Annotated in this window: 17 protein-coding genes and 1 riboswitch; of the genes, 6 read left to right on the top strand and 11 right to left on the bottom strand. The window is 64.2% G+C overall.

Features of this window, described 5'->3' with window-relative positions:
* Positions 1–132: 132 nt before the first annotated feature.
* From sugE to NOF55_RS10470, 5 genes are all read right to left on the bottom strand, one after another.
* Positions 133–453 (bottom strand): quaternary ammonium compound efflux SMR transporter SugE, encoded by a 321-nt coding sequence (sugE, locus tag NOF55_RS10490; protein WP_306411322.1) that lies wholly within the window; start codon positions 451–453, stop codon positions 133–135.
* 267 nt (positions 454–720) lie between these two features.
* Positions 721–1,329, bottom strand: coding sequence for an ABC-type transport auxiliary lipoprotein family protein (locus NOF55_RS10485; protein ID WP_370868967.1), 609 nt, complete (start codon positions 1,327–1,329; stop codon positions 721–723).
* Positions 1,330–1,344: 15 nt separating this feature from the next.
* On the bottom strand, positions 1,345–2,718 hold the full coding sequence (locus NOF55_RS10480) for an MlaD family protein (protein ID WP_306411321.1): 1,374 nt from the start codon (positions 2,716–2,718) through the stop codon (positions 1,345–1,347).
* Positions 2,719–2,739: 21 nt separating this feature from the next.
* A complete protein-coding gene (locus NOF55_RS10475) occupies positions 2,740–3,543 on the bottom strand; it encodes an ABC transporter ATP-binding protein (RefSeq protein ID WP_306411320.1) in 804 nt (267 codons plus the stop codon).
* Between the two features lie 9 nt (positions 3,544–3,552).
* The gene (locus NOF55_RS10470) at positions 3,553–4,746 is read right to left on the bottom strand and encodes an ABC transporter permease (RefSeq protein WP_370868966.1); all 1,194 of its coding nucleotides are present in this window, start codon (positions 4,744–4,746) and stop codon (positions 3,553–3,555) included.
* Between the two features lie 96 nt (positions 4,747–4,842).
* Here NOF55_RS10470 and dgcA point away from each other — a divergent pair, with 96 nt between their 5' ends.
* Positions 4,843–5,826: an N-acetyl-D-Glu racemase DgcA gene (gene dgcA / locus NOF55_RS10465; protein WP_306411319.1), complete on the top strand. Its 984-nt coding sequence runs from the start codon at positions 4,843–4,845 to the stop codon at positions 5,824–5,826.
* A gap of 61 nt (positions 5,827–5,887) precedes the next feature.
* Here dgcA and NOF55_RS10460 read toward each other — a convergent pair whose 3' ends face one another.
* Positions 5,888–6,730 (bottom strand): UDP-2,3-diacylglucosamine diphosphatase, encoded by an 843-nt coding sequence (locus NOF55_RS10460; protein ID WP_306411318.1) that lies wholly within the window; start codon positions 6,728–6,730, stop codon positions 5,888–5,890.
* Between the two features lie 187 nt (positions 6,731–6,917).
* Here NOF55_RS10460 and NOF55_RS10455 point away from each other — a divergent pair, with 187 nt between their 5' ends.
* Both NOF55_RS10455 and NOF55_RS10450 read left to right on the top strand, forming a co-directional pair.
* Entirely contained in the window at positions 6,918–9,233 is a 2,316-nt protein-coding gene (locus NOF55_RS10455; RefSeq protein ID WP_306411317.1) for an NADP-dependent malic enzyme, read from the top strand.
* Between the two features lie 149 nt (positions 9,234–9,382).
* Positions 9,383–10,432, top strand: coding sequence for a DUF2865 domain-containing protein (locus NOF55_RS10450; RefSeq protein ID WP_306411316.1), 1,050 nt, complete (start codon positions 9,383–9,385; stop codon positions 10,430–10,432).
* Between the two features lie 21 nt (positions 10,433–10,453).
* Here NOF55_RS10450 and bluB read toward each other — a convergent pair whose 3' ends face one another.
* On the bottom strand, positions 10,454–11,161 hold the full coding sequence (bluB, locus tag NOF55_RS10445; protein ID WP_306411315.1) for a 5,6-dimethylbenzimidazole synthase: 708 nt from the start codon (positions 11,159–11,161) through the stop codon (positions 10,454–10,456).
* A 42-nt stretch (positions 11,162–11,203) separates the two neighbouring features.
* A riboswitch (cobalamin riboswitch) is annotated at positions 11,204–11,402 on the bottom strand.
* Between the two features lie 32 nt (positions 11,403–11,434).
* Positions 11,435–13,114, bottom strand: a complete 1,680-nt coding sequence (locus tag NOF55_RS10440; RefSeq protein ID WP_306411314.1) for an NAD+ synthase — start codon at positions 13,112–13,114, stop codon at positions 11,435–11,437.
* 187 nt (positions 13,115–13,301) lie between these two features.
* Between NOF55_RS10440 and NOF55_RS10435 the strand changes: the two genes are divergently transcribed.
* Complete coding sequence (locus tag NOF55_RS10435; protein WP_306411313.1) at positions 13,302–15,230, top strand: LTA synthase family protein; 1,929 nt, start codon at positions 13,302–13,304, stop codon at positions 15,228–15,230.
* 247 nt (positions 15,231–15,477) lie between these two features.
* On the opposite strand, the gene NOF55_RS10430 is transcribed toward NOF55_RS10435, so the two are convergent.
* Entirely contained in the window at positions 15,478–16,851 is a 1,374-nt protein-coding gene (locus tag NOF55_RS10430; RefSeq protein ID WP_306411312.1) for a class II 3-deoxy-7-phosphoheptulonate synthase, read from the bottom strand.
* A 117-nt stretch (positions 16,852–16,968) separates the two neighbouring features.
* Complete coding sequence (locus NOF55_RS10425; protein ID WP_306411311.1) at positions 16,969–17,178, bottom strand: hypothetical protein; 210 nt, start codon at positions 17,176–17,178, stop codon at positions 16,969–16,971.
* Between the two features lie 154 nt (positions 17,179–17,332).
* On the opposite strand from NOF55_RS10425, the gene NOF55_RS10420 reads away from it, so the two are divergent.
* Positions 17,333–18,244, top strand: a complete 912-nt coding sequence (locus tag NOF55_RS10420) for a LysR family transcriptional regulator (RefSeq protein ID WP_306411310.1) — start codon at positions 17,333–17,335, stop codon at positions 18,242–18,244.
* Here the strand turns inward: NOF55_RS10420 and gor are convergent.
* Complete coding sequence (gor, locus tag NOF55_RS10415) at positions 18,222–19,610, bottom strand: glutathione-disulfide reductase (RefSeq protein WP_306411309.1); 1,389 nt, start codon at positions 19,608–19,610, stop codon at positions 18,222–18,224. The genes NOF55_RS10420 and gor overlap by 23 nt on opposite strands.
* 251 nt (positions 19,611–19,861) lie before the next feature.
* Between gor and NOF55_RS10410 the strand changes: the two genes are divergently transcribed.
* Positions 19,862–20,050: a hypothetical protein gene (locus NOF55_RS10410; protein WP_306411308.1), complete on the top strand. Its 189-nt coding sequence runs from the start codon at positions 19,862–19,864 to the stop codon at positions 20,048–20,050.
* Positions 20,051–20,118 lie beyond the last annotated feature (68 nt).

Below are 20,118 nucleotides of genomic sequence, written 5' to 3'. Positions count from 1 at the left end.
TTGGCTCCGCGGGATTGGATCGGAGGGCGTCACAATCCCCGTCCCTCCATCGCGGACAATGAAAGCGCAGTCGTTGCCGCACGGTGCGGGTCATACGGACAGCGATACCCTGTCCGTTTCGCCCTGCGCGGCTCAGCCTTGCGGCAGGATCCGCAGGCCGATGATCCCTGCAACGATCAGCGCGATACAAAAAAGCCGGGCGGGGCTGGCGGATTCACCGAAAAGAATGATGCCCATGATGACCGTCCCGACCGTTCCGATCCCGGTCCACACCCCGTAGGCCAGGCCGACCGGCAAGGTCCGCAGGGCCTGGTTGAGCAGGAAGAGACTGATCACGATCAGAACGATCGTCGCGACGCTGGCGAAGGGTTTGGTGAATCCGTTCGAATATTTCATCCCCAGCGCCCAGCACACTTCCAGCAGGCCGGCGACAATCAGCATCAACCAGTTCATCGAAGACTCCCTCAGAAATTTCAATTCACTTTGCCGGTTCTGCGCCGCAGGGCAAGTGCGAAGCCGACGGCGAGGGAGACCGCGCGATGCAAAAAGCCCGCCATGAAGGCGGGCTGACTGCCGACAAAGGGCGTATCGCTCCCCTTCCACCGAGCCGCTTGCGGCGTGGCCCCTCGGATCGAGCCCGAGGGTGAATAGGGAGAAGATTTGCCAATACACTGAGCCCGGCTGAAGGGCTGCAATGCTACGCGACGGCATTGGCGCGGATCAGAGCGTCCGCAGCGTCCATTCCACGATCTCGGCATTCACCCGGGAGAACGCCCGGTCCAGAGCCCTGACATAGACGCGGTTGTCGCTGCCGGACACGGGTTCGCTCGCCTTGAAGCTTCTCTGGGCCTGCACGGTGCCGTTGCGGTCGTTGAGGATCTTCACGGATATCTCGACATCCGCGGAACGGGTGCCCGCGCTGACGATCTCGAACGAGCGGATCTCGCTGACCAGCTGGTAATCGATGGCAAGTCCTTGCCCCGGCTGTCCGACACCGGCCAGCCTGCCCGAATTCTCGAATCCCTCGACAAGCTTCGACTGGACCATGCGCGGCAGCCGGTCGCTCCACTGCGCCCTGGCGAGATACTGGATTTCCGTGCCCGATAGCCGGACGAGGATGGAAGAACTGTCCAGCGCCTTCAGGGCCGTCGGCTCGGGCACGAGAAGCTGGCGATTGCGAACGGTCGGCCCCTCCGCGATCCCGGAGGACGTCAGATCGAACGTATCGTTTCGGGCCGTGGACGAACAGGCGGCAAGACCGAGACTCAGGCACATAACGACCAGCGGAGCGAGGCGGACCGTTCCGCGCCCGAAACATTTACTCATCATCCAGCCCACCCTTCATCAACGCCGTGTCCGGCCGTCATATTCCTTGACCGTCTCGCCGCCGAAAAGCAGGCGCTGCGGATTGCGGTCGAAATTGCTGATCGTATCGTCGAGGTTCTGCATCGTCCGGCGCGTGTCGGTGATCAGCGTTTGCAGATCGCGCAGGCCGGTGCCGGAGAACCGGCTGAGATTGGCGGCAATCGGCGAGATCTGGGCGTTGAGGTTGTCCGCCATCCTCTTGAAGGATTCGAGCGTCGCACGTGCCTGAACCATGACGGACTGCGAGTCGTCGGAACCGAGCAGGCCGTCCACCTTCGCCAGAATGCCGTCGACCCGGTTGGAGGCGGCATTCAGCTTGTTCGACATGTCCGTGAAATTGGCAACGGCCCTGTCGATATCCTGGCGGCGGGCGCCTATATCGTCCGCGATGCCGCGAACGGACTGGACCGCCTCGCGCACGTCGCTCGCCGCCGAGGTGACGTTGTCCACCGTCGTGCCGATCTTGGCGGTGTCGACGGAGGCAACCAGCGCATCCACGCGCTCGAGCGTCGCGCGGGCGCCGGCGCCGAAGGCCTCGAAGCTCCGCGCGGTGCGCCGGAAGCTCTCGATGGTTTCCGGCAACTCGCCGGACGCGCGGGCGATATCCTGGCTGACCTTGTCGGCATTCGACAGAATGCTGTCAACCTTGCCGGCGTCGACGGATTTCACCATGTCCTCGATGGCCTGCAAGGTCGAATCGAGGCGTCCGGAAAGACCCGTGACGGTGGTCGAAAGCGCACCGACGCTCTCCAGAAACGTGTTGATGCCATCCGCATTGTCGCTGAGCGCCTGCGAAAAGGTCTGGGCGTTCCGGACCGTCTGCGTCAGCGGCTCGCGCGAGTCGTTCACGAAGGTTTGTATCTGGCCGATGGCGTCGTCCGCACGCTGGAGAATCTTGTCGGCCGTGGCCAGCAGGTTCGTCACGCTGGAAAGATCGGCATTGAGAACCGCCGGCCTGTCGTGCTGCAAGGATTCTTCCAGAATGTTCTGGCCCTCGGGATCGCTGTTGGCGGACAGTTCGACATAGGCGGAGCCGGTCAGGCCCTGGATTTCCAGAACCGCGCGGGTGTTGGAATAGACCGGCGCATCGGCCTGCACCTCGGTCAGCGCCACGGAAAAGCGCGGATCGGTGCGATCGATCGACAGGGCGCGCACCGTGCCGACGGGAATGCCGTTGAAGCGGACCGGGGAACCGACGGAAAGGCCGTTCGCGGAACCGGGAATACGGATCACGAGCTGCGCCATCGGTCCGCTGCGGCCGAACTGCGACGTCCAGTAGACGAAGCCGAAAGCGGCAGCCACCACCAGCAGGGTGAAAAATCCGACAATGGCGTAATTGGCTTTGGTTTCCATGATCCGCTCTACTCCGCCGCTCTACCCATCCGCGACAACCACGGAACGTGCCCGCTTGCCCCGGAAATAGGCCTGGACCCAAGGATCGTCAAAGGCGAACATGTCCTCGAGCGTTCCCTCCACCAATACCCGTTTCTTTCCAAGCACCGCAATACGGTCGCAGACGGAAAACAGGCTGTCGAGATCGTGCGTTACCATATAGACGGTCAGGCCCAGCGTGTCGCGCAGCCGGGCGATCAAATTATCGAATTCCGCCGCGCCGATCGGGTCGAGGCCGGAGGTCGGCTCGTCCAGGAAGACGAGATCGGGATCGAGCGCCAGCGCCCGCGCCAGCGCGGCGCGCTTGATCATGCCGCCCGAAAGCTCCGAGGGATACTTCTCGCCCGCATCCGCATCGAGCCCGACCATGCCGATCTTGAGGTAGGCAAGCTCGTCCATCAGCGTCTGCGGCAGATCGAGATATTCGCGCATCGGCAACTGGATGTTTTCCTTCACTGTCAGCGAGGAAAACAGCGCGCCCTGCTGGAACAGCACGCCGAGGCGCGTGTCGAGCGCCATCCGCTTGGCCTCGCTTGCGGCGTCGTAATCCTCGCCCATGATACGGATCGTGCCCTCGCGCTTGGGCAGAAGGCGAAGGACCGTGCGCATCAGCACCGACTTGCCCGCGCCGGACGCCCCGACGAAACCGAGGATCTCGCCGCGATAGACGTCGAGGTCGAGATGGTCGAGCACGAGTTTCTGGCCGAACCCCACCGTCAGGCCGCGCACGGAAAGAACCGTATCGCGCTGCTCGGGCGGGTCCTGGGGGGAGTTCCTTGCCTGCATCCCGTACCCTCAGAAATCGATGGCCGCATAGAACATGGCGAACAGCCCGTCCATGAGGATGACGACGAAGATGGACTTGACGACGGATGCCGTCACCTGACGGCCGAGCGATTCCGCGCTGCCGCCGACTTTCATGCCCTCGACCGCCGCCACGATGCCAATGACGAGCGCCATGAACGGCGCCTTGATCATCCCCGAGGCGATGGTGGACATTTCGATGGCTTCGTTGAGACGCGACTGGAAGACCTCGAAGGTGATGCCGGAATAAAGCCATGCAACGACAGCAGCCCCGGCCAGGGCGGCGAAATTGGCGATGATGGTCAGAAGCGGAAGCGCCACCGTCAGCGCCACCAGCCGGGGAAAGACCAGCACGCCGATGGGATTGAGGCCGATCACCTTCAGCGCGTCGACCTCCTCGCGCATCTTCATCGAACCGATTTCGGCGGTGATCGCGCTGCCGGAACGGCCGGCGATCATGATCGCCGTCAGCAACACGCCGATTTCACGCAGTTGCAGAATGCCGACCAGATCGACGACGAAGACCTCGGCTCCGAAATAGCGGAGCTGGAAAGCGCCCTGCTGGGCGATGATCGCGCCGATCAGGAAGGACATCAGCACGATGATGGGCACGGCGCGCACGCCCATATGATCGATCTGGTTGATGATCGCGGCGGGAGAGACCCCCGATGAGCGGCCGAGCTTCAATTGCGCCCCGCGCACGGCGGAGCCGAGAATGGAGAGCGCAGCCAGCACGTCTTTCCACAGATCGACCATGACGACGCCGAGCGGCGCGAACATGCGCTCGAAAAGCGTGCCTTTCGGCCCCGTCGAGGACGGAGGACCGGGAATCGCGTCCGGCAAGGCGAGAATGAGATCCTGAATGGTTTGCCTGCCGCCTTCCAGCCGCACGGCAGCGCCCTGCCGCATCGCCTCGATCATCATGCGCCGGATAAGCCACGCCCCGGTCGTGTCGCATGACGAAATCCCGGCGATGTCGATTTCCGCCGCCTTCGTTCCCGGCTTCGAACAGAAGGACTGCACGGCCTCCAGAACGGGGGTCACGGTGCCGTTGCGCCATTCGCCAGAACAGACAAGGCGCAGGGAACCGTCGCCCGCCTTTTCCGTCGACATGACGGCGGGACGCAGTTCATCCTTCTCTTCGGCCTTCAATTCGCTTGCATCTTTCAAGGCTTGCGGCAACATCCCGATTCGATTCGCATGGACAGTCACTCTGCCATCGCGCGAACGAGTAAAACAGGGCAATACCCGGGTTTAACAGCATTTTCCGAAAGGATCTTCATGTCCCGTCGCCTGGAAGCCACAATCGAAACATTTCCCATTTCAGGGGGCTTCACCATTTCGCGCGGCACCAAGACGCAAGCCCATGTGATCACCTGCGTCATCGCCGAGGGAAATGTCGAAGGCCGGGGCGAATGCGTGCCCTATGCCCGCTACGGAGAAACGCTGGACGGCGTGCTGGCCGATATCCACGCCGCCGCACCGGCCATCGCGGCAGGACTGACCCGGCAGGAGCTTCTGACGGCCATGAAACCGGGAGCCGCCCGCAATGCGATCGACTGCGCGCTGTGGGATCTGGAAGCCGGGCTTTCGGATGTGCCCGCCGCTGCCCGCATCCTCGCCGCGCCGGCGAAACCGCTGGTCACGGCCTATACGATTTCGCTGGGCGAGCCGGACGTCATGGCGGCAAAGGCTGCGGAAAACGCCCATCGCCCGCTTCTCAAGGTCAAGGTCGGCACGGGCGACGACGAGTCGCGCATTCGCGCCGTATGCGCCGCCGCACCGCGCAGCACCGTCATTCTGGACGCCAACGAGGGCTGGCCGGAAGACCGCCTTGCCCATCATATCGCCGTTTCGTCCGAATGCGGCGTGGCGCTTGTCGAACAGCCGCTGCCGGCGGGCCGCGATGCCGCCCTTCGGGACATCGAACGGCTGGTGACGATCTGCGCCGACGAAAGCGTCCATACCGGCGGCGATCTCGCGGCGCTACGCGACCGCTATGACGCCATCAACATCAAGCTCGACAAGACCGGCGGCCTGACCGAAGCGCTCACCCTGAAGCGCGACGCACAGGCGCTCGGCTTCAAGATCATGATCGGCTGCATGGTCGGCTCCTCGCTGGGCATGGCGCCCGCCCTGCTGCTGGCGCAGGATGCGGAGTTCGTCGACCTCGACGGCCCGCTTCTCCTCGCCCGCGACCGGGTGCCGGGGCTGGTGTACGAGGGGTCGCTCGTCCTCCCGCCGGAGCAGGCGCTCTGGGGCTGAGGCAATCCGCGCAGGCTTTGCGGAAGGCCCGCCTCATCGCGCGCACCCTGCGGCGAAGCGCTCAGGCCGCCTGCATATCCGCCTTGCGCTCGAACGCCACGACGCTGCCATCCTCGCCCGGCTTGTCCTCTTCCCCGGCCGCCGGCGCAAGCCAGGTGATCAGTTCCAGACGGCCGTCCGCATGCTCGGCAATTGCCGTGCAGCTTTCCACCCAGTCGCCCGTGTTGACGTAATGGATGCCGTCCATCTGCTCCATGACGGCGTGATGGATATGGCCGCAGATCACGCCGTCCACGCCGTTGCGGCGCGCTTCCTCGGCCACGACGCGCTGGAATTCGCCGATGAAGTTGACGGCCTTCTTGACCTTGAGCTTCGCCCAGGCCGAGAACGACCAGTAAGGCAGGCCGAGGTGGCGGCGGATGACGGACAGCACGACATTGACCGCGATCGCCGCGTCATAGGCCCAGTCGCCGAGATAGGCGATGAGCCGCGCATTGCGGACGACCACATCGAACTCGTCGCCGTGCAGAACCAGATATTTCCGGCCGTCGGCCATCTCGTGAACGATGCGGTCGGCGACCTCGATGCCGCCGAAATGCGTGCCCGGAAAATCGCGCAGGAACTCATCGTGGTTGCCGGGAATATAGACGATCCGCGTGCCCTTGCGCGCCTTGCGCAGAAGCTTCTGCACCACGTCGTTGCAGCCTTGCGGCCAATGCCAGTTCCGCTTCAGCCTCCAGCCGTCGACGATATCGCCGACCAGAACGATCGTTTCGGCTTCGTGATGCCTGAGAAAGTCGAGGAGCAGATCCGTCTGGGCAGCCTTGGAACCAAGATGCACATCCGAAATGAAAAGCGTCCTGAATTGCCTGGGTCCGGAGTGAGCGTTATCGGGCGACTTCATGTTTCAAATCCCTGTCTCGTCGTGCCACGCTCCTTTCAACAGAGTCCTGTTTCAGCATGATGACAGCCCCCGGACGGACGGCGGCGAGCGGTTTCCCAACTTTCCCACTTTTCAATTCAATCCGTTGCTGTATGCAGAGCCGGATGAATTCATACGAACGTCGAACAGGTCCGGAGGTAAGCTGGAAATGAGCAACGATCAGAAGGATGGGTCTGAAAAAGGAACGGTGCGGCCCGACCTCGACCAACAAGCCTTGTTTTTCCATCGTTATCCACGCCCCGGCAAGCTGGAGATCCAGGCGACGAAGCCGCTCGGCAACCAGCGCGACCTCGCGCTCGCCTATTCGCCCGGCGTCGCCGCGCCCTGTCTGGAGATTCGCGACAATCCCGATACCGCCGTCGACTACACCGCCCGCGGCAATCTCGTCGCCGTCATTTCGAACGGCACGGCCGTTCTCGGCCTCGGCAATATTGGCCCGCTCGCATCCAAGCCGGTGATGGAAGGCAAGGCGGTTCTCTTCAAGAAATTCGCCGGCATCGATGTTTTCGATATCGAGATCGAGGCCCCGGGCGTCGACGAGATGGTCTCCACCATCTCGGCGCTGGAACCCACCTTCGGCGGCATCAACCTCGAGGACATCAAGTCGCCGGAATGCTTCGAGGTGGAGCGGCGGCTGCGCGAGATGATGAACATTCCCGTGTTCCACGACGACCAGCACGGAACCGCCATCATCGTCGCCGCCGCCATCATCAACGGCCTCGAACTCGCCGGCAAGAATCTGGAGGACGTCAAGATCGTCGCCTCCGGCGCGGGCGCGGCGGCGCTTGCCTGCCTCAACCTGCTCGTCAATCTCGGCGCCCGGCGTGAAAACATCTGGGTGCACGACATCGAGGGCCTCGTCTACGAGGGCCGCAACGAGTTGATGGACCGCTGGAAGGAAGTCTACGCCCAGAAGAGCGACAAGCGGAAGCTGCACGAGTCCATCGGCGGCGCCGACGTCTTCCTCGGCCTGTCCGCCGCCGGCGTGCTGAAGCCGGAACTGCTGGAGCAGATGGCGGAAAAGCCGCTCATCATGGCGCTGGCCAACCCGACGCCGGAAATCATGCCCGACCTCGCCCGCGCCGCGCGCCCGGACGCCATGATCTGCACCGGCCGCTCGGACTTCCCGAACCAGGTCAACAACGTCCTGTGCTTCCCCTATATCTTCCGCGGCGCGCTGGATTGCGGCGCGACGACCATCAACGAGGAAATGAAGATGGCCGCCGTCAAGGCCATCGCCGCGCTGGCCCGCGAGGAAGTGACCGAGGTGGCGGCGAAGGCCATCGGCGGCGAAACCCCGGTCTTCGGCCCGAACTATCTGATCCCCTCGCCGTTCGACCAGCGCCTGATGCTACGCATCGCCCCGGCTGTAGCCAGGGCCGCCGCCGACACCGGCGTCGCGCGGCGCCCGATCGCCGATTTCGAGGCCTATCTCGAGCAGCTCAGCCGCTTCGTCTACCGCTCCGGCTTCATCATGAAGCCGATCTTCGCGGCGGCGAAGAAGTCGCCCAACAACCGCGTCATCTTCGCCGAGGGCGAGGACGAGCGCGTGCTGCGCGCCGCGCAGTTCCTTCTGGAAGACAACACCGCCATCCCGACGCTGATCGGCCGCCCGCAGGTGATCGAAACACGCCTGAAGCGCTATGGCCTGCGCATCCGTCCGGGCAAAGATTTCGCGGTGGTCAACCCGGAAGGCGATCCGCGTTTCCGCGAATATGTGGACGAATACTTCTCCTGCGTCGGCCGGCTCGGCGTCAATCCGGAGGCTGCCAAGACCATCGTCCGCACCAACAACACGGTGATCGGCGCGCTGGCGGTGCGGCTCAACCACGCCGACGCCCTCATATGCGGCGTCGAAGGCCGTTACGACCGCCACCTGCGCGACGTCAGCCAGATCATCGGCAAGCGCCCGGGCCTGCATGCCTTCTCGGGTCTCAGCCTGCTGATCTCGCAGCGCGGCGCGATCTTCTTCGCCGACACCTTCATCACCAACGACCCGACCCCGGAGGAAGTGGCGGAAACCGCAATTCTCGCCGCGCAGGCGATCAACCGGTTCGGCATCACGCCGCGCGTGGCGCTGCTCAGCCATTCGAATTTCGGCTCGCGCGATTCCAGCAGCGCCCGCAAGATGCGCGCGGCGTTGCAGATCGTAAAGGAGCAGATGCCGGAACTGGAGATCGACGGCGAAATGCAGGGCGGCTCGGCGCTCAACGAAGCGCTGCGCAAGCGCGCCATGCCGAACAGCACGCTAACGGGCGAAGCCAACCTTCTGGTCTTCCCGAACCTCGATGCGGCCAACATCTCGCTCGGTATCACGCGCACCATGACGGACGCCCTGCATGTCGGCCCGATCATGCTCGGTGCGGCCCTTCCCGCCCACATCCTGTCGTCCACCGTGACCTCGCGCGGTGTGGTGAACATGGCGGCGCTCGCCGTGGCGGAGGCATCGCAGCTCCAGCGCTGACCCCGAAAGCCGGCGTGGGAAACCCGCGGATATTAACGATAGCGGACGGCTGTGCTTGGCACATGCCGTCCGTTTCTTTATCATTCGCTGCCAGTCGAGGTTGCGCCAGGCGTTGGAGCGCACCGGGAAACATTCATCGGATACGACCCATGCGTACAAAGCCGCTGATTGCCGCCCTGCTCTTGCCTGTCTTTTGCGTGCTCGCGCCGGCGGCCGTCAGCGCCAGCCAGTGCGAGATCCTGCGCAACCAGTTGAACCAGGTCCGCAGCGTCACCGGCAACACGGCAGAAATCCGCAGGTTTTCCAACGCGCTCACCCGCCAGACCATGAACATCCGCAAGGTGCGCGGCGATCTTCAGCGCTACGGCTGTTCCAGCGGCTCCATCGTCTTTTTCGGCGGCAACAACAAGGCGGCCTGCAACCAACTCCAGGCGTCGCTGGCCGACATGGAGGAAAACCGCCGCGCCCTCGAAAGCCAGCGGCAGGCGCTTCAGGGCAACCTCACCAGCGGCTCGCAGGAGCGCCGGCGCATCCTCGCCGCGTTGCGCGACAACGATTGCGACGGCTTCGTGCGGGACGCATCCTTCGTCACGCCGCAACCGGTCGAAAAAGAAAAAGAGGAAAGCGAATTCTTCACCCGCATTCCCTCGCCCGGCGGCGGCACGGCCGGCGACCTGCGCACCATGTGCGTCCGCACCTGCGACGGTGCCTTCTTCCCGATCTCGTCCAATGCCTCGACGGCGGATTTCCAGCGGGATTCCGCGATCTGCAACCGCATGTGCCCGGCGGCGGAAACCCGGCTCTATTACCATTCCCTGACCGGCAGCGAGAGTTCCGACATGGTCTCGGCCACCACGGGAGAGCCCTATCGCGCCCTGCCGAGCGCCTTCGCCTATCGCAACCGCATGCCCGGCGAAAAGCCGATCTGCGGCTGCGGATCCGATAGCGCCGGCTTCTCGACCATCGATGCGGACAGAGATTCGTCCGAACACCCGAAGATCGAAGCGGGCCTGCGCCCGATCATCGAAACGAAGCCGAAGGAGCCGGCCGCCACGCCCGTCACCGCTGCGTCCCAGGCAACGGTGCCCGAGCGCCCCTACGATCCCGCCAACAGCAGGGTCCGCGTCGTCGGCCCGCAATTCCTGCCAAACGCACCTAGCGGCCTCCAGCCCGGCAACGCGCCGGCAGACGGGCAGTGAACGTAGCCTGATCCTGTCCGCTCAAGGCTCGGAGGCACGATTGCCCGCGCGGTCTTCCCAGCACTCCTCGAAAACCAGATCGGCAAGATCGAGACGCTGGCGCCACCCCTTCACCGCAAGCTCCGGTTCGCGGTAGAGCCGGTCGACGAATCCGACGCACAGCAGCGCGACGATCTCGACATGGGGCGGAATGCCGAGAATGGCGCGCACATCCTCGTCGCGGAAGATGCTGACCCATCCGACCCCAACCCCTTCGGCCCGGGCCGCGAGCCAGAGATTCTGCACGGCGCAGACCGTCGAATAGACGTCCATGCGGGGATTATGCGTTCGCCCGAGGACGACCCCGCCGCCTCTCGCCGGATCGCAGGTGACGCAGATCGAAAGCGGCGCCGTGCGGATCCCTTCCAGTTTCAGGCTGCGATAAAGGGCTCGCCTCTCGTCGGGAAACATCGCCTCTGCCTCGCGGTTGGCCCGCTCGAAGGCCTCCCGCAGACGGCAGCGGCGCTCCCCGTCACGGATCAGGATGAAGTTCCACGGCTGCATGAAGCCGACCGAAGGCGCAGCATGGGCGGCGGCCAGAAGGCGCTTCACCAAGGCATCCGGCAACGGTTCAGGCAGGAACTGGCCCCGCACGTCGCGGCGTGTTTCGATGGCGCGGTAAACCGCCGCACGCTCATCATCGGAAAAGGGACCGGCATGCGCAAGGGCATGCTTGTCGTCTGGCTGCATCGTCTATCCCCACAATGCACGACCTCCCGCCGTCCGCGCGGGTCCGGTCCATCTCGCCAGGCCGGTCTTCTGACTGGGGCGTCTTCTGCTCGCCGCAGCCTTCCCGGCCTGCGGCCAGTGGCGGTCACGGACGAATCCGTGCGGCGAACATCAACCCTTACAGCGTTGGGCACGTTCCGGGTTTGCACCGGATTCCCGATTCTCCCGCTCGCAAGCGGGCACCTGACGCGCGGATATGGGCATATTCGCGCGCGATCCGCAAGGGACGGCCGATCAGCGATCCCGGAAGCGGTTCGTGATCGGGTAGCGCCGGTCGCGGCCGAAATTCTTCTTCGTGATCTTCACGCCCGGGGCCGACTGGCGGCGCTTGTATTCCGCAAGGTAAAGCAGATGCTCGATGCGGTGGACCGTCACGATATCGTGACCGCGCGCAACGACATCCTCCACCGACATCTCGCCTTCCACCAGGCATTCCAGAATGTCGTCCAGCGCAGGATAGGGCGGCAGCGAATCCTGGTCCGTCTGGTTCGGCCGCAACTCGGCTGACGGCGCCTTCGAGATGATGTTGTGCGGGATGACCTCGCCGGAGGGGCCGAGCACTCCCGGCGGCACATGCTTGTTGCGCCAGGCCGAAAGCGCATAGACCTGCATCTTGTAGAGGTCCTTGATCGGATTGAAGCCGCCGTTCATGTCGCCGTAGAGCGTCGCATAGCCGACCGACATTTCCGACTTGTTTCCCGTCGTCACCACCATCGAGCCGAACTTGTTGGAGATCGCCATGAGAATGGTGCCGCGCGCGCGGCTTTGCAGGTTCTCCTCGGTGATGCCCTCGTCCGTGCCCTCGAAAAGGTCGGCCAGCGCGGACAAAAACCCCTCCACCGGCTCGGAGATCGGCACCACGTCGTAATGGCAGCCGAGCGCGTTGGCGCAGTCCTCGGCGTCCTTCAGCGATTCATCCGACGTATAGCGATAGGGCAGCATCACCGTGCGCACCCGTTCCGCGCCCAGCGCATCGACCGCGAGCGCCGCGCAGAGGGCCGAGTCGATGCCGCCGGAGAGGCCGAGCACGACGTTGCGGAAGCCGTTCTTGTTCACGTAGTCGCGGAAACCGAGCATGCAGGCGCGGTAATCGGCTTCTTCACCTTCCGGAATGCGTGACATGAGGCCCGGCTCGCAGCGCCAGCCATCGGCGCGGCGGCTCCATTCCGTAACGTAAAGCTCTGCTTCGAACTGGCCCATCTGGAAGGCCAGAGACCTGTCGGCATTGAAACCGAAGCTCGCCCCGTCGAACACGAGTTCGTCCTGTCCGCCGACCTGGTTGGCGAAAACGAGCGGCAGGCCGCTCTCGATCACCTGCTTCAGCGCCACCTGATAGCGGACGTCGAGCTTGCCGCGATAGTAGGGCGAACCATTCGGCACCAGCAGGATTTCGGCACCCGCCTCTGCAAGCGTCTCGCAGACGCCGAGATCGTTCCAGATTTCCTCGCAGATCGGAATGCCGATCCGGACGCCACGGAAATTATAAGGACCGGAAATCGTCCCTTCGGTGAAGACGCGCTTCTCGTCGAACTCGCCGTAGTTCGGCAGGTCGACCTTGTCGCGGACCGCGACAATCCTGCCGCCGTCGAGCACCGCGACGGAATTATGACGGCCGGCATCGCCCTGGCGCGGGAAGCCGATGAGGACGCCCGGCCCTCCGTCGGCCGTATCCTCCGCGAAGCTTTCCACAGCCCTGAGGCAGGCGGCCAGAAAGGACGGCTTGCAGACCAGATCCTCCGGCGGATAGCCGGAAACGAACAGCTCGGTGAACAGCACGAGATCGGCCCCCTGCCGGGCGGCGTCCGCCCTGATCTCGCGAGCCTTTGCGAGGTTGCCGGCAATGTCGCCAACCGTTGGATTGTGCTGCGCGATCGCGATCCGCAGCGTCTGGGGAATGGTGTGATCGGTGCTCATGCCATTCGTTTAGCGCGAGCCCGGTATCTCCGCAACGGCCTCGCGGGAAAGAACCGGCGGACGGCCCCTCTCAGATTCCTGTCGAGATAGCGAAAAAGTGTGACGACAAAAGGGTTCATTTACGGTTCATGACAGTTATGTGACAGTCCTGAAAATTTGATTCATCATGCAGCGCCGGAGTCTCCCAATGTCTGAATCCAGATTTGCGACAGTGGTCGCCGTCGGACGTCCGGTCATGCTGACAAGGGCGCGGCGGGCCGTCTATGCCCTCGCCGGCCGGCTTGCCTTCCCTTATGGCATGCCGCTGATGATCGCATTCGCGGCCGTTCTGGCTATGGAAGTCGCCGCCCGTCTCGGCGTTGGAGATATCACCACCTTCTTCACCGCATCGCACCGGCCGGGACCGACCGCGGTCATGGTCGTCTTCCTGCTGCTGCTGCTTGCGGATGCGCTGTTCGGGCGGCTTTTCCTGTCCCTGCTCACCGTTCTTCCGCCGCTGCTCGTCCTCGCCTTCGTTTCGGGCCAGAAGCGCATCTATCTCTCCGATCCGCTCTATCCCTCCGACCTGCCCTTCGGCGCCCGCCAGATCTTCGAACTGCTGCCGGCGATGGTCGAGTCCCGCCCGGTGGCCGCCGCCGGCACCGCCGCGGGCATTGTCGCACTGGTCGCTGCCCTCGCCTTCGCATGGATCAGGGTGCGCCCGCGCCTGCCGGTCCTCGGCTTCCGCTCGCGCATGGTCCGCGTCGCGATCGCGCTGCCGCTGCTTGCCGGCTTCGCCGCGATCATGGACTATCGCGAAATCTCGCGAACCCGCGACCGCCTCGGCATCATCCCGATCATCTGGGACCAGGCGGAAAACTACCGTCATAACGGCTTCCTGCTGGCCTTCACGCTGAACCTGCCGATGGCGTCCATCGGATCGCCCGCCGGCTATGGCGCCGAAGCCATCGACGCCATTCCCGCCCGCATGCCGGCCATCGCCGGCAGGAGCAGCGGCAAGCCGGACGTCATCATGATCATGAGCGAATCGCTGTGGGACCCGACCCGCCTCGGCACGGTCGCCCTGACGCCCGATCCGCTGGCATGGATGCGCCGCCATCAGTCCGGCAACGTCTTCTCGCCCGAATTCGGCGGCATGACCTCGAATGTCGAGTTCGAGGCGCTGACGGGTTTTTCCAACGCCTTCCTGCCGGCCGGCTCCATTCCCTACCAGCAATATATTCGCGGCTCCCTGCCCTCGCTGGCGACCTTCTTCCGGGGAGAAGGCTATACGACGCTGGCGCTCCACCCGTTCCAGGGCTGGTTCTGGAACCGCGACGCGGTTTACAACCATATGGGGTTCGAAGCCTTCCTCTCGCAGGAAAACCTTCCCGCCTTCTCCAAGCGCGGCATGTTCGCCGCCGACGAGGACTTCACGGAAGAAATGATGCGTCAGGCCGACGGTCAGGAGGAACGGCCGTTCTTCATGTTCGCGGTCACGCTTCAGGGGCACGGCCCCTACGAGCCCAACCGCTACCGGCAGAACACGATTTCGGTCGATGGCCCGTTGTCGGCGGCGGCCCACGCCGCCGTCTCGACCTATGCGCAAGGCGTGCGCGAAGCCGACGACAGCCTGCGCAAGCTGATGGACTGGGCCAAGCGCCGCAAGCGCGAGACGATCATCGTCTTCTTCGGCGACCATCTGCCGCCGCTCGGCGCCGCCTATGTGCAGTCCGGCATGCTGCCGGCTCCCGTGCCCAGCCGGAATGCCGAACCCGAGACGCTGCGCAAGGGCCGCGAAACGCCGCTGATGATCTGGTCTTCGCGGGCGGGCATCAGGCGCGCGGGCGTCGTCAGCCCGTCCTTCCTTCCGTTCTTCACCCTGAAAATGGCGGGCTTCGAGCATCCCTACTACACGGGCGTTCTCGGCCGCGCGCACGAGAAATACGCCGTCATCGACCGGCACATGCTGCTGCGGCGCGACGGCACGCCCGTCGTCGACTGGAACCGCGGCGGCGAGGACGAAACCATCCGAAACCTGCGCCTGCTTCAATACGACCTGATGTTCGGCAAGGGATACGCGCTCGATCGCTTCTTCCCCTCCCATCTCAGGGTCAATGAATCCGCCGGAACCTGAGCGGCGCATAGCAGAAAGGCGGCAAAGTCCGGTGGAGCGATCCACTGCCCTCAGACTACTGACAAAGGGCGTATCGCTCTCTTCCGTCACGGCCGGGCCGGGACCCCGACCATCCACCGCGGCGCTTGCGGCGTGGCCCCTCGGGTCAAGCCGGAGGGTGACGAAGGAGACGGATTGTCAATACGAAAAGGCCGGCGGATCGCTCCACCGGCCTTTTCGTTCGATGAGGACCGTCCTTGCGGGACGATCAGGCGTTGACGGCCATCTTCTTCTCGTCACGGCCGCTCTTCATGCGCTCGGCCAGAAGGAAGGCGAGTTCAAGCGCCTGATCCGCGTTGAGGCGCGGGTCGCAATGCGTGTGGTAACGGTCGGAGAGATTGTCGGCCGAAACCGCGCGGGCACCGCCGGTGCATTCGGTCACGTCCTTGCCGGTCATCTCGATGTGGATGCCGCCCGGATGCGTGCCCTCGGCGCGGTGGATCTGGAAGAAGCTCTCGACTTCTGACAGGATGCGCTCGAACGGACGGGTCTTGTAGCTGTTGAGCGTCACCGTGTTGCCGTGCATCGGGTCGCAGGACCAGACGACCTTGCGGCCCTCGCGCTCGACGGCGCGAATGAGGCGCGGCAGGTGCTCGGCAACCTTGTCGTGGCCGAAACGGCAGATCAGCGTCAGCCGGCCCGGCTCGTTGGCCGGGTTGAGGATGTCGATGAGTTCCAGAAGACCGTCGGCCGTCATCGACGGGCCGCACTTCAGGCCGATCGGGTTCTTGATGCCGCGGAAATATTCGACATGCGCGTGGTCCGGCTGGCGGGTGCGGTCGCCGATCCAGATCATGTGGCCGGACGTCGCATACCAGTCGCCGGAGGTGGAATCGACGCGGGTCAGCGCTTCCTCATAGCCGAGCAGCAGGGCCTCGTGGCTGGTGAAGAAATCCGTTTCGCGCAGGTTCGGGTTGGTTTCCGACGAGATGCCGATGGCGCGCATGAAGTCCATCGTCTCGGTGATGCGGACGGCAAGCTTGCGGTAACGCTCCGCCTGCGGGCTGTCCTTGACGAATCCCAGCATCCACTGATGCACGTTCTCGAGGTTGGCATAGCCGCCCATCGCGAAGGCGCGCAAAAGGTTCAGCGTCGCGGCCGACTGGCGGTACGCCATCGCCTGGCGCTCCGGCGCGGGAATGCGCGCTTCCTCGGTGAACTCGATGCCGTTGACGATGTCGCCGCGGTAGGACGGCAGCGAAACGCCGTTCTGCGTCTCGTTCGGCGAAGAGCGCGGCTTGGCGAACTGGCCGGCGATGCGGCCGACCTTCACCACCGGCTGCTGCGCGCCGAAGGTCAGAACGACGGCCATTTGCAGGAAGACGCGGAAGAAATCGCGGATCTGGTCGGCATTGTGCTCGGCGAAGCTTTCGGCGCAATCGCCGCCCTGAAGCAGGAAGCCATTGCCTTCGGCCACGCCGGCCAGCGCCTTCTTCAGGCGGCGGGCCTCACCAGCGAAAACGAGCGGCGGAAAACCCGCAAGACGCTGTTCGGTCGCCCTGAGTGCGTCCGCATCCGGATAATCGGGAACCTGACTGATCGGCTTGGCGCGCCAGCTTGCCGGGGACCAATTCTGTGCCATATGCTTTCTCCAAGCTTCCGTTCGACAGGAAGTCAATATTTCCTCGCCTTCAGGGCGCGGCTTATAAACCTTTGCTGCGCCCTTGGCTAGGCCGGAACCTGAAAAGCCGGCATGCTGTCAGATAGGAAGTCCGCGGCGATCCACCAAGCAGGTTTGCGCGGTTTGCGCGGCATCGCTACGGGTCAGGTGGATGCGCGTCAGCCGGGCCAGAAAGCCGGCGATCCACTGGAGCCCGTTCCACTCGGCCGCTTCCAGGGGATCGGCCAATCCCGCCCGGCCGCGCGGCCCGCGCACCGCTTCCATCGCCTTCATCCATTCGGGTGCCATTCCTCTGCCTCCGTTCACGGTTACATGAACGGCAGACATAAGACGGAGCGCGCAGCAGGCGTAGACCGGCGGATGAAACGCCCGTTTCATCGGTGAACGATGCGTTTTGCCGCAGGCTGCGCTATGATCCGTCCGGCAATCAGGAGAAACCGCCGTGAAGGAAGTCGATTGGGACGATCTGAAACTGTTTTTCCACGTCGCATCGCAACGGGGTCTTTCGGGTGCTGCCGCGATCACCGGCATCAGCGCCCCGACCATCGGCCGCCGGATGCTCGCGCTCGAGCGCATGATGGGACGGGCGCTGTTCGTGCGCAGCCAGCAGGGTTATGCGCTGGCGCCGGACGGTCACACGCTGTTCGACCATGTTCAGTCCATGCGCAGGACGGTGGCGGATATCGCCCGCTGGCATGACGAGGCCTTCACGCTGCCCATCGTCTCGGTCGCCGGAGAAGATCACTGGCTCGTCGGCTTCGTCGCCGAAAACGCCAGCGCCATACGCGGCCCCGACGATGCGTTCCGGCTGTGCTGCAAACGCTTTACACCGGACGAGGACCTGACGTTCCGCCACGGCATGATCGCGATGCGCGCCGAACCGCCGGCAAACGGAAACTTCGCCGTTCGAAAATCCGTCACCGTCCGCTATGCAGCCTATCGCCCGGCCGGCGACGACGCCCGCGCGGACCTGCCGTGGATATCGGTCGGCACGGAATCTGCCACCTCCGATCCGGAGAAATGGGTCTTCCGGAACCGGGAGCCGCAGATTCATACCTGGACCAACGCGCCGGACATCGTCGAGAAGCTGATCGCGGGTGGAGCCGGACGCGGCGTCCTGCCGGTTTTCATCGGCGATGCCTCAGCGGATCTCGTGCGCGACGGCGAACCGATCGAGGAGCTGACGCATTCGCTCTGGCTGGCGGTCAACGACGACGACCGTCAGCGCCCGGAGGTCCGCACGGCGCTCGACCGGCTGGCCGCGCTCCTGAAAACCAACGCGGATCTGTTCGCGGGCCAGAAAGCAGTGCGGACGCGCCCGGCGCCTGCGCTCATTGCCTTTCCCCGTTCCTGATCACGTAGCTCGGGCTGTACATCGTCACCAGCTCCTCGGCCGCCGAGGGATGAAGGGCCATCGTGCGGTCGAAATCGTCCTTCGTGCAGCCGGCTTTCAGGATGATGCCGAGAAGCTGCGCCATCTCGCCGGCGTCGTGGCCGAGAACATGCGCTCCGACGACCTTGCGGTCTTCGGCATTGACCACCAGCTTCATGATCGTCTTCTCCTGGCGGCCGGACAGCGTCGCCTTCATCGGACGGAATTGCGCCCGGTAGACCTCGACCTCGGGGAAACGCCGGGCGGCGGCCTCCTCGCTCAGGCCGACGGTGCCGATCTCCGGCTGCGAGAAGACGGCCGTCGGGATCAGGTCGTGATCCGGCTTCACCGGCTTGCCGCGGTATTCGGTATCGATGAAGCACATGGCCTCGTGGATCGCGACCGGCGTGAGCTGGACCCGGTCCGTCACGTCGCCGAGCGCCCAGATCGACGCCACGTTGGACCGCGAATATTCGTCGACGACGATCGCGCCGCGTCCGTCGAGCACCACGCCCGCTTCCTCCAGGCCCAGCCCCTTCGTGTTGGGACTGCGGCCGAGGGCCAGCATCACCTGATCGGCGGTCACTTCGATCTGCCGGGCCGTCCGGGCCAGCAGCCCGCCCTGCGGAGCGCGTTCCACGGTCTCGATGATGTCGGAAAGCAGGAAGCGAATCCCCTTCGCCTCCATTGCCTCCTGAAGGCCGCGCCGCATATCGTGGTCGAATCGCGAGAGAATTTCCGGGCCGCGATAGATCAGCGTGGTCTCGACACCGAGACCGTGAAAGATGTTGGCGAATTCAACGGCGATGTATCCACCGCCGGCGATCAGGATCGATTTCGGCAATTCCGGCAGGTCGAAGGCTTCGTTCGAGGAAATGCACAGATCATGGCCGGTGATCTCCCTGTTCGCATTGCTGGAACTGCCGGTGGCAATGACGATGCGCTCCGCCGTGACGGTTTTTCCGCTCGCCAGGATCTTCACCTCGTGAGGTCCGGCCAGAACCGCACGGCTTTCGACGATCTCGGCCTTCGCGTTTTCCAGCCCCTTGCGGTAAAGCCCCTCCAGTCGGGTGATTTCCTTCTCCTTCGCCGCAACCAGCGCCGGCCAGTCGAAAGCCGTCTCGCCGACGCGCCAGCCGAAACCGGCCGCGTCTTCGAAATGCTCCGGAAACTGCGAGGCATAGACATAGAGCTTCTTCGGAACGCAGCCGCGGATCACGCAGGTGCCACCGAAGCGGAACTCCTCCGCCACGGCGACCTTCTTTCCAAGCGAGGCCGCGAGGCGGGCGCTGCGCACGCCGCCGGAACCGCCGCCGATAACAAAGAGATCATAATCGTAATCGGTCACGGGCGGCTCCTTGGCGGGCTGGGAAGACATCGGAATCGAACGGCTGCCGGCGAAGCGGCGGTATCGAGCGCTATATAATGCGCGCAACGCGAAAAGACGAGACGACATCCTTCGCTGTGCCCACCCTCCGGGAAAAAGGATGCCTTGCGGCGCGAAACCCTTGCCGCCGCGGGCGCCGCATTAACTATCGCCGCTAACCTAACGCATAAGATGAAGTTGCAATTTTCGCATCCATGCGGCCTGATACCGTCATGCTGATGCTTCCCGTACACTCGAAACGAATTGCGGCGCTGCATTTCGATCCGGACACCGAACGTCTCTGGATAGCCTTTCGCGACGGCTGCATTCACAGCGTCGAGCGGATCGACACCGGGAAGGTGATGCACCTTCTGAGCAAGATACCCCTGGAGAAAAGCACCTATTTCCAGACGCATCCCTGATGTGGCCCGAGGGCAAGCGGCCGGATCGCGCGCGGGTATTCCTAATTCCATCGTGAAAAGAGCCCGGA

This window comes from Ectorhizobium quercum (assembly GCF_026552795.1).
Classification (GTDB): domain Bacteria; phylum Pseudomonadota; class Alphaproteobacteria; order Rhizobiales; family Rhizobiaceae; genus Ectorhizobium; species Ectorhizobium quercum.
Note: the sequence above shows the minus strand (reverse complement) of the source record. Positions and strands in the feature narration are given on the sequence as shown.